Source organism: Anaerorhabdus sp. (assembly GCF_036637135.1).
Lineage (GTDB): Bacteria > Bacillota_I > Bacilli_A > Erysipelotrichales > Erysipelotrichaceae > Anaerorhabdus.
In genome coordinates this window covers 1-9792 of record NZ_JAVWNC010000068.1, presented here as the reverse complement: position 1 = coordinate 9792, position 9792 = coordinate 1, and the positions used below count along the sequence as shown (strand labels likewise).

At 34.1% G+C, this 9792-nt stretch carries 8 protein-coding genes and 1 riboswitch; all 8 genes read right to left on the bottom strand.

Translation table 11 applies throughout. The annotated features are described in order from the left end of the window. Positions 1 to 75: 75 nt before the first annotated feature. Complete coding sequence (locus RR643_RS10120) at positions 76 to 234, bottom strand: hypothetical protein (RefSeq protein ID WP_332483140.1); 159 nt, start codon at positions 232 to 234, stop codon at positions 76 to 78. Positions 235 to 308: 74 nt separating this feature from the next. Next, entirely contained in the window at positions 309 to 1562 is a 1254-nt protein-coding gene (purD, locus tag RR643_RS10115; RefSeq protein ID WP_332483139.1) for a phosphoribosylamine--glycine ligase, read from the bottom strand. Beyond that, a complete protein-coding gene (gene purH, locus RR643_RS10110) occupies positions 1562 to 3094 on the bottom strand; it encodes a bifunctional phosphoribosylaminoimidazolecarboxamide formyltransferase/IMP cyclohydrolase (RefSeq protein WP_332483138.1) in 1533 nt (510 codons plus the stop codon). Before purH ends, purD begins: the two co-directional genes overlap by 1 nt. Position 3095: 1 nt before the next feature. Further along, positions 3096 to 3665 (bottom strand): phosphoribosylglycinamide formyltransferase, encoded by a 570-nt coding sequence (gene purN, locus RR643_RS10105; protein ID WP_332483137.1) that lies wholly within the window; start codon positions 3663 to 3665, stop codon positions 3096 to 3098. Then, positions 3662 to 4687: a phosphoribosylformylglycinamidine cyclo-ligase gene (gene purM / locus RR643_RS10100; RefSeq protein ID WP_332469855.1), complete on the bottom strand. Its 1026-nt coding sequence runs from the start codon at positions 4685 to 4687 to the stop codon at positions 3662 to 3664. The genes purN and purM overlap by 4 nt, the downstream gene beginning before the upstream one ends. A gap of 1 nt (position 4688) precedes the next feature. Then, a complete protein-coding gene (locus RR643_RS10095; RefSeq protein WP_332483136.1) occupies positions 4689 to 8396 on the bottom strand; it encodes a phosphoribosylformylglycinamidine synthase in 3708 nt (1235 codons plus the stop codon). An 8-nt stretch (positions 8397 to 8404) separates the two neighbouring features. Then, complete coding sequence (gene purE / locus RR643_RS10090) at positions 8405 to 8887, bottom strand: 5-(carboxyamino)imidazole ribonucleotide mutase (protein WP_332469857.1); 483 nt, start codon at positions 8885 to 8887, stop codon at positions 8405 to 8407. A 60-nt stretch (positions 8888 to 8947) separates the two neighbouring features. After that, a riboswitch (purine riboswitch) is annotated at positions 8948 to 9048 on the bottom strand. A 201-nt stretch (positions 9049 to 9249) separates the two neighbouring features. Then, the gene (locus tag RR643_RS10085) at positions 9250 to 9663 is read right to left on the bottom strand and encodes a hypothetical protein (RefSeq protein ID WP_332483135.1); all 414 of its coding nucleotides are present in this window, start codon (positions 9661 to 9663) and stop codon (positions 9250 to 9252) included. Between the last annotated feature and the right edge of the window lie 129 nt (positions 9664 to 9792).

Sequence of the window (9792 nt, the reverse complement as noted above, 5' to 3'; positions counted from 1 at the left end):
AATAAGAAACCGTGTAATGCGAGCTCATTACACGGTTTTTATATACATAAGGCAAGAAAATTCATTGAATCACATCTATTTTTTCCCAATGTGCTTCATCAATTCTTCATATTCATAATCCTTTTCATCATAACACCCGTCCAGTAAATCAGTTGGTTGATTCAATGTGTTTTCTTTACTAATTTTTTCAGCAATTTCTTTTACCAAATTAAATTGTATTTTAGGTATTGTCATTCTTTACCTCCATATTCAATTTAATTATACTTCCTAAAGAAGAAAGGATAAACCCAATGAGCTTATCCTTAAATTTATTTAATACCTTTACTTCCAATATCATGTCGATAGAACAATGAATCACATTCAATGTTCACAATTTCTTTATACACAGCATCTTGTGCTTCTTTTAGTGTTTGGCCATTCTTGACCACAAATAGAACTCGTCCACCGGTTGCAATCATGTTACCGTCTTTCATCGCTGTACCCATATGGAATACTGTTGCATTACATTTATCTAAACCATCAATAATTGCTCCCTTGTTATAACTTTCAGGGTATCCCTTATTCGCCATAACAACACCACAATAGGAATCTTTAGACCATGTTAGTGGCGTATAAATGCCTTTCATCGTGTTTTCTACTACATCAACTAAGTCATTTTCTAATGCTGGTAAAATAACTTCTGTTTCTGGATCTCCAAAACGTACATTATACTCTATGGTTTTAACACCATCTTTCGTTAACATACAGCCACCATATAGAATACCTAGGAAAGGTTTCCCCTCCATTACCATTGCATCAGCCATAGCTTGTACGATATTTTCTACAGCGTTATTGTACGCAGATTCTGGAATATGATGAACTGGTGTATATGCTCCCATACCACCCGTATTCAATCCCTCATCATTGTCAAATGCACGTTTATGATCTTGCGCTATTTGCATCGGCACAACAAGATTTCCATTGACAAACGCAAGTAGTGAAAATTCTTCACCTTCCAAATATTCTTCAATAACAACACTTGAACCTGCATCAGCGAATAAATGATTACACATCATCTCTTCTAAACTTTGAAGTGCTTCATCCATTGTCATGGCAATAATTACGCCTTTACCAGCTGCTAATCCATCTGCCTTTAATACGATTGGCATAGTCTGTTGAAGTAAGTATTTCTTTGCTTCCTCATAATCACTAAAACTTTCATATTTAGCAGTTGGAATGTTATATTTCTTCATCATTGCTTTTGAAAATACTTTTGATCCTTCAAGTTCAGCTGCTGCTTGTGTTGGACCAAAAACCGCTAAACCTTCTTTATGGAATTCATCGACTATTCCTGCGCATAAAGGTATTTCAGGACCAACAAAGGTCAAATCAATCTGATTATCTTTAACCAATTGAATCAATTGGACAAAGTCGTTTGTTTCTATAGGAACTATTGTAGCTACATCGCTCATACCAGGATTACCTGGAGCTACAAATACTTCTTCTACTTGTGGCGATTGCTTAAATTTATACGCAATTGCATGTTCTCTACCACCGCTACCTATTACTAGTATTTTTTTCATTAGTGTTTAAAATGGCGCTTTCCTGTAAAGATCATTGCGATGTTCTTCTCATTACATTTATCAATTGAATCTTGGTCCTTGATTGAACCACCTGGTTGGATAATACATTCAATACCATATTCACTAGCAAGTTCTACTGTATCATTCATTGGAAAAAATGCATCCGAAGCTAAAACTGAACCTTTAGCGTTTTCACCAGCTTGCTCACATGCTATTTTAGCAGCACCAACTCGATTCATTTGCCCTGCACCAACACCAATTGTTTGACCATCTTTGACTAAAACAATCGCATTTGATTTCACATGTTTTACAATCTTCATCCCAAAAATCGAATCAGTAATTTGTTGTTCTGTTGGTTGTGTAGTAGTAACTACTTTACAATCTTCAACACATTCATGGTAATCATCTTCACCTTGAACAAGTAGACCACCAGTTACGGATACCATTTTATTTTCAGCATCTTCTCCTTCTGTATCAAATGTCATTAAGCGAATATTCTTTTTTTGACTTAATATTTCGAAGGCTTCTTTAGAAAAACTTGGCGCTAAAATAATTTCTAAAAACATTTGACTCATATCAGTAGCACATTCAACATTCACTTCTTCATTGAACGCTACAATACCACCAAAGATACTAACCGGATCAGCTGCATATGCTTTTTTCCATGCATTAGTAATGTGATTAGAAATTGCTACACCACATGGATTCATATGTTTAACCGCAACAACTGCAGGAGTACCAATGAATTCTTTTAAGATTTGTAATGTTGCATTAGCATCTTGAATGTTGTTGTAAGATAATTCCTTACCATGCAATTGCTTTGCAGTTGTCATTGCATATCTCATCTTGCTTCCATCTGTATAGAAAGATGCACTTTGATGAGGATTTTCACCATATCTCAATGTTTGAACTAAATCAAAACCAAACACTACTTTTTCTGGATTTTCTACTTCAAACTTCTCTGTTAAGTATTTTTGAATCATTGCGTCATATGCAGCTGTTGTACGAAACGCTTTTGCTGCCAGTTTTTGACGAGTTTCTAGTGTTGTATCACCCTGTGCTTTAATTTCATCAAGAATGATTGCATAATCATTTACATCTGTTACAACAGTTACAAATTGATGATTCTTCGCTGCACTACGAATCATACTAGGTCCACCAATATCAATGTTTTCAATTGCTTCCTCATGTGTAAAGTTTGGTTTTGCAATTGTTTCTTTGAATGGATACAAATTAACACATACCAAATCAATCGGTTCAATATCGTGTTCCTTCATTTGAGCTACATGACTTTCTTTATCACGTATTCCTAATAAACCACCATGAATTAATGGATGTAATGTTTTTACACGTCCATCTAACATTTCTGGAAAGTGCGTTACTTCATCAATCGCAATTGTTGAAATACCTGCATCATCTAGAGCCTTTTTTGTACCACCTGTTGAAATAATTTGATAATCGCAAGCGACTAATCCTTTTACAAAATCAAGTAATCCTTCTTTGTTTGATACACTGACTAATGCTCTTTTCATTTTACTTTTCCTCCAACAATTTCTTTAGTGTTTCTGGGTATAACTGGTGTTCAATCGCATGTATTTTAGCTTCCGCTTCATCATGTGTCATACCATCAACCACATCAAAACAGCGTTGTGCAATAATCTTACCGCCATCCATTTCTGCATTAACATAATGAATACTAACACCCATGATTTTGACACCATAATTAAATGCTTGTCCTATTGCATCTTTACCTTTAAACGCTGGTAATAACGATGGATGAATATTCACAATATGATTGGGATAAGCTTCCAATAATGCATCAGCAAGAATACGCATGTATCCTGCAAGCACAATCCACTCAACCCCTCTTCTTTTACACTCTTCAACGATGACTCTTTCATAATCATTTTTAGATGCATATTCTTTTGGATTGAAAACAAATGTATCAATTTGTTTCGCTTTAGCTTTTTCAATAACTTTTGCATCCAATTTATCAACTACAATAAGTTCTATTGATGCATCAAGTTGTCCCTTTTCAATACTAGCTTGTATAGCATCAAAGTTAGTACCTGTACCCGATGCGAATACTGCTATCTTTCTCATTTAAATGTAACTCCTTCACCTTCAATGATTTTACCAATAACACTTGGATTTTCATTGTGTGACTTTAATATTTCTAATGTCTTATCTACATCAGCTGGACTTACAACGATAATCATACCTACACCCATGTTAAATACATTGTGCATTTCATATTCATCCATGTTTGATAATTTTTGTAATACATTGAATATTGGAAGAATTGTATATGATCCTTTTTCAATTTCAATACCTTGCCCTTGTGCTAAACAACGTGGCATATTTTCATAGAATCCACCACCTGTAATATGTGCAATTCCATGAACATCAATTTCTTTTAATACAGCAGCAACCGGTTTTACATAAATTCTTGTTGGTGTTAATAATGTTTCACCAATTGACTTATCTAACTCATCAAATTTTGTATTTAAATCGACTGCATTATCTTTTAATACTATTTTTCTTACTAATGAGAATCCATTTGAATGAACTCCACTTGAAGGAAGTGCAATAACTACATCTCCAATATTTACTTTATCTGGTGTAATTATTTTTGATTTTTCAACCGCACCCACTGTAAATCCTGCGATATCATAATCATCTTCCGCATACATGTCTGGCATTTCTGCAGTTTCACCACCCACTAATGCACAATCTGAAAGGACACAACCATCACAAACACCTTTCACGATTTCTTCAATTTGGTCAGGATGATTTTTACCTACTGCAATATAATCAAGGAAAAACAAAGGTACTGCTCCTTGTGCTAATACATCATTGACACACATCGCCACAACATCTTGACCGATTGTATCGTGTTTATTCATCATAATCGCAAGTTTTAACTTAGTACCTACACCATCAGTACCACTCACAAGAACTGGTTCTTTCATGTTTAATGATGATAAATCAAATAAACCACCAAAAGCACCAATACCTCCCATAACACCTAAACGTTCAGTACGTTTAATATGTTTTTTAATTCTTTCTACTGATTCATAGCCCGCTTCTAGATTAACGCCTGCATCTTTGTATGCCTTTGACATGTTAGTCCTCCCTTTTAAAGTAGTTCACACCACTTTTGAATATATTTTGTTTTTTATTACCTACAATATTTTGGAATACCCCTTCTGCATATCTTTCAGAATGTCCCATCTTACCTAATATCTTTCCATCACGCGAAACGATACCTTCTATCGCATATGTACTTCCATTGATGTTGTAACTTGGATCATTACTTGCATTACCATTTTCATCACAATACTGGAATGCAATTTGACCATGATTAATTAATTCCTCAAGTCCTTCTTGGTTTACCACGAACTTCCCTTCACCATGACTAAACGCAATCATATGATCACTATTCACTTCCAAATCTTGTAACCAAGGTGAATTATTAGAACCTACTTGTGTGTGTCCCATTAATGAAATATGACGATTGATATCATTACGATAAAGAGTTGCATCATCACTTGAAAGTTGTTGAATCTCACCATATGGTAATAAACCTGATTTAATTAAAGCTTGGAATCCATTACAAATACCTAATATTAATCCATCTCGTTCTAATAGACGATGAACTGCTGCTTTTACTTTTTCATTTTGTAAAACATTCACAATAAATTTAGCACTTCCATCCGGTTCATCTCCACTGGAGAATCCTCCTGGAATTGCCATAATATGACTATGATCAAGAACATCTACTAAATGTTCTATTGAATCATTAATATCTTTTTCTGTTAAGTTTCTAAAGACAACAAATTCTCCCTTAGCACCCTCATCTTCAAAGGCACGTTTGATATCATATTCGCAATTGTTTCCAGGGAACACTGTGATACAAACATTGGGTGTATCTACTGTTTCTTTAGCTTTAAACTTTTTGTCTGTTTTATAACAACTTGTACGAACTGATTCACCATTACCTTTTGATATTCTTGGATAATATGGATCCATTGTTTTAGTCCATGAAGCCTCAACTTCATCAAAGCTAAGTTCTAGTCCACAAAGATCATATCCATCAGTTATGGTTTCTCCAATGACTTGGTAATTTGGATGATCAAGTTGTTCTTTAGTCTCAACCACAATAGCTCCTGGTATCATTCTTAAACCATTGAGCTCTGTATTTAGTTTAAATCCGATGCGATTACCAAAACTCATTTTGAAGCAAGAACTAATGAATCCACCCTCTTCAACTACATAACTCGCAAGAATTTTTCCATCTTGAATTTGTTTTGTCATATCTTTAAAGATAGCATCATAACTCGCAAGATCTGGATAGCCTTCTTCATCGATAGTCGGAACATAAAGTCCAATTGTATGGTTAGCTTCTTTGAATTCAGCTGAAACAATATTGTTGATATTACCTTTTGTACATGCAAATGAAATTAGTGTTGGAGGTACAGAAATATCATTAAATGTTCCTGACATACTGTCCTTACCACCAATAGCAACTTTATTGAAATAATCTTGGACAACCATTGCACCTAATAACGCTTCTGTTACTTTACCCCATTTATTTGGTTCAAAGTTTAAACGTTCGAAATATTCTTGGAATGAAAAATAAGTATGATCTAAATTCCCACCAACCGCTACTGTTTTTGCCATTGATTCAAGCACGCTGTACATCGCACCTGCAAAACATGAATATTCCATTAATCTAGGATTGAATCCATAAGTCAAGATTGAGCAAGTGGTTGTTTTACCATCAAGTACAGGTAACTTTTGAATTGATGCTTGTGTTGGTGTCATTTGATATTTACCACCAAATGGCATATGAACTGTTGTTGATCCAATCGATGCATCAAACATTTCGACTAACCCTTTTTGACACGCAACATTTCGATCACTTATTGTTTTAAGAACATTCTCTTTATTAATTTCAACATCCATCATTGGATTTGATTTAATTGAAGTTTGAATACTTACATTTGCATTTTGTCTTGCTCCTGCTGAATCCACAAAACTACGAGCTATATTTACTACTTCAACATCATTAAGTTTCATAACTAAGCGTGCTTCTTCTGTTACTTCTGCAACTTGGTAAGCTTCAAGATTTTCAGCTTGTGCAAAATCAATAAACTTTTGAGCATTTTCTTTAGATACAACAACCGCCATTCTTTCTTGGCTTTCACTAATTGCGATTTCAGTCGCATTTAAACCTGCATACTTTGTGCGGACTTGATCTAAATGAATAATAAGTCCATCCGCAAGTTCACCAATCGCAACACACACTCCACCAGCACCAAAATCATTACACTTTTTAATTAAGCGAGTGCATTCCGGATTTCTAAATAAGCGTTGTATTTTTCTCTCTTCAGGAGCATTTCCTTTTTGAACTTCACTTGCACATGTATCTAATGATGCTTGCGTATGTTGTTTACTTGAACCTGTAGCGCCACCAATACCATCGCGACCTGTTCTACCACCCAAAAGAATGATGACATCATTCGCTACTGGTTTTTCACGTACTACGGCATCCGCCTTAACTGCACCGACAACAGCTCCTACTTCTAAGTGTTTTGCAACATAATCATCATGGTAAATCTCACGAACATAAGTTGTAGGTAAACCAATTTGATTTCCATAGCTTGAATTACCATGTGCCGATTTCTTACTAATGATTTGTTGTGGTAATTTACCTTTTAATGTTTTATCTAATGGTAATGTAATATCGCCACTACCTGTAATACGCATAGCTTGATATACGTAACTTCTACCACTCAATGGATCACGTATTGCACCACCAATACATGTAGAAGCGCCCCCAAAAGGTTCAATCTCTGTGGGGTGATTGTGTGTTTCATTTTTAAATTGGAGTAACCATTTTTCAATTTCACCATTATGGTCAACATCAATAAACACAGAGCATGCATTGATTTCATCTGAGATTTCAACATCTGGTAGTAACCCTTGCTTGCGTAAATAACGACTATTGATTGTCGCTAAATCCATAAGAGTTTGAGGCTTTTCATCACGACCACAAGCATGACGTAAATCTAAATAACGATTATAAGCATTTTGAATCGCATCATTAAATCGTGTAGTTTCAATCTTGATTTCTTTTAAACAGGTTTCAAATGTAGTATGGCGACAATGATCTGACCAATACGTATCCAATACTTTAATTTCAGTTTCTTTTGGATCTCTATTTTCTGATTTAAAGTAATCTTGTACTAAACTTAAATCTTCATAAGACATCGCAAGCCCATGTGTCTTAACAAAATTTCTTAACTGCTCCTCATTGTATTGAATAAATCCACTGAAATCTTCTAATGGTTTAATATCAACATTTTGATCAATCGCCAAAACATCCAATTGCTTTGTTCTTGCTTCAATTGGATTAATTAAATATTCTTGAATCTTTGTTTTTTCTTCTTCTGTAATATTTCCTTTTAAAATCACTACACGTCCTGTAGTAATACTACAAGTTGATGCCGGATTTAATAGCTTAACACATTGGACAGCACTATCAGCACGTTGATCATATTGTCCTGGTAATGTTTCAATTGCAATATAATTTAATCCAGTTAAATCTAAACTTTCACTAACTTCATCTACCATAACTTCCGAAAAAACGGATTTCTTAGCTTTTTCTAAGTCCGCTTCATCAATTTGAAAAACATCATAAGTTAGTACAATACGTACGTCTTCGATATTAATTTTAAGATTATTTTGGATCGTTTTACATAAATCGATTGCTTCAACTCTAAATCCTTGTTTCTTTTCTACATAAATTCTACGATTAATTATTGTCATGTTATTACCTAATCTATCGTACTTTCTAGTACTTTATTTTTCATATCTTCTTTGTATTGCACAATTTTTTCATGCATTTCTTCATCAAATGCTCCAATTATTGTTGCCGCTAAAACTGCCGCATTCTTACAACCAGCCTTACCTACCGCAACAGTTGCTACTGGAACACCTGCAGGCATTTGAACGATAGATAACAAACTATCTAAACCATCGAGTGTTTTTGTTTTCATTGGAATACCGATAACAGGTAATGTTTGACAACCAGCAATGACACCAGCTAAATGTGCTGCTCCCCCTGCCGCTGCAATAATAACTTTTAAACCACGACCATAAGCAGCTCTTGCATACGCAATTGTTTCATCCGGTGTACGATGAGCACTTAGAATTTTAGCCTCATATTCAATTTTAAAATCTTCTAAAATTTGAAGTGTTTCCTTTACTTCATCTAAATCACTTTTTGAACCCATAACTACAGCTACTTGTACACTCATCTTAGTATCCTCCTTTAACAAGTAAAAAGACATTGAAGTCTACCTCAATGTCTACAAAACAAAATGAAAAAACTGTTTTGTAGTCTCACCATTTACGGTAGTGAGGTAGAAACTTGTGGACCTATTACCACATTTATACAAAAACAAAAAGAGTTCATGGAAAAAATCCACGAATCAATCAATTGTCTATGAAAGAGATATAAGTATGAAACGATAACTTTGTCATCAGTATACCTCTCTTTCAACACCAAAATCATAACAAAATTCATGGTCTTTTTAAAGGGTAAAATGTTTTTTTTCAACTTTTACTAAATCTTCAAAGAAATTCTTCATACGAATTACGGTTACAACTTAAAATAAGCCTAATTAATAGGGTATTTAAAATAGTTAATACCAAATAAGATACCTGCTAGAAATAAGGCAATCCCAAGTCCTGTATAGAAAAATGCAATAAACGACTCCGGTGCAAGACTTAATGATCGAATCAAGATTCCAAAAGTCATCATAAATGCCATGATTATAAATGATTTAACATCAAAAAACTTGATGAATAATTGTTTTTCATCACCATAGTTTCTAATACGAATTGTATGTTTTATGACTAGTTTGTGAAAAATGAGAAACCAAAATAAACAAAATACGATTACTGATAACCCAACATTTAAAAGTGATAAATGATTTTGATACGCTTGTAAACCGATTCTAACAATATTAAATCCCGCAATCATCCAAACGAAACTAGCGATGATTAATAAGGTTCTACTTTTTACTTTCATAATATCCTCCAATGAACATATTTAAATATATATTGAACACTGTTCACTACGAAGTGTACTCCTACAATAATTCACTGTCAAAGAAAATGCACCAAGAAAAAAGGCAAGATTTCTCTTGTCTTATTTTTT

Bases quoted from the DNA above. Each gene is read 5' to 3' on its own strand.
- RR643_RS10120 (WP_332483140.1), bottom strand. From the start codon at position 234: ATGACAATACCTAAAATACAATTTAATTTGGTAAAAGAAATTGCTGAA.
- purD (WP_332483139.1), bottom strand. From the start codon at position 1,562: ATGAAAAAAATACTAGTAATAGGTAGCGGTGGTAGAGAACATGCAATT.
- purH (WP_332483138.1), bottom strand. From the start codon at position 3,094: ATGAAAAGAGCATTAGTCAGTGTATCAAACAAAGAAGGATTACTTGAT.
- purN (WP_332483137.1), bottom strand. From the start codon at position 3,665: ATGAGAAAGATAGCAGTATTCGCATCGGGTACAGGTACTAACTTTGAT.
- purM (WP_332469855.1), bottom strand. From the start codon at position 4,687: ATGTCAAAGGCATACAAAGATGCAGGCGTTAATCTAGAAGCGGGCTAT.
- RR643_RS10095 (WP_332483136.1), bottom strand. From the start codon at position 8,396: ATGACAATAATTAATCGTAGAATTTATGTAGAAAAGAAACAAGGATTT.
- purE (WP_332469857.1), bottom strand. From the start codon at position 8,887: ATGAGTGTACAAGTAGCTGTAGTTATGGGTTCAAAAAGTGATTTAGAT.
- RR643_RS10085 (WP_332483135.1), bottom strand. From the start codon at position 9,663: ATGAAAGTAAAAAGTAGAACCTTATTAATCATCGCTAGTTTCGTTTGG.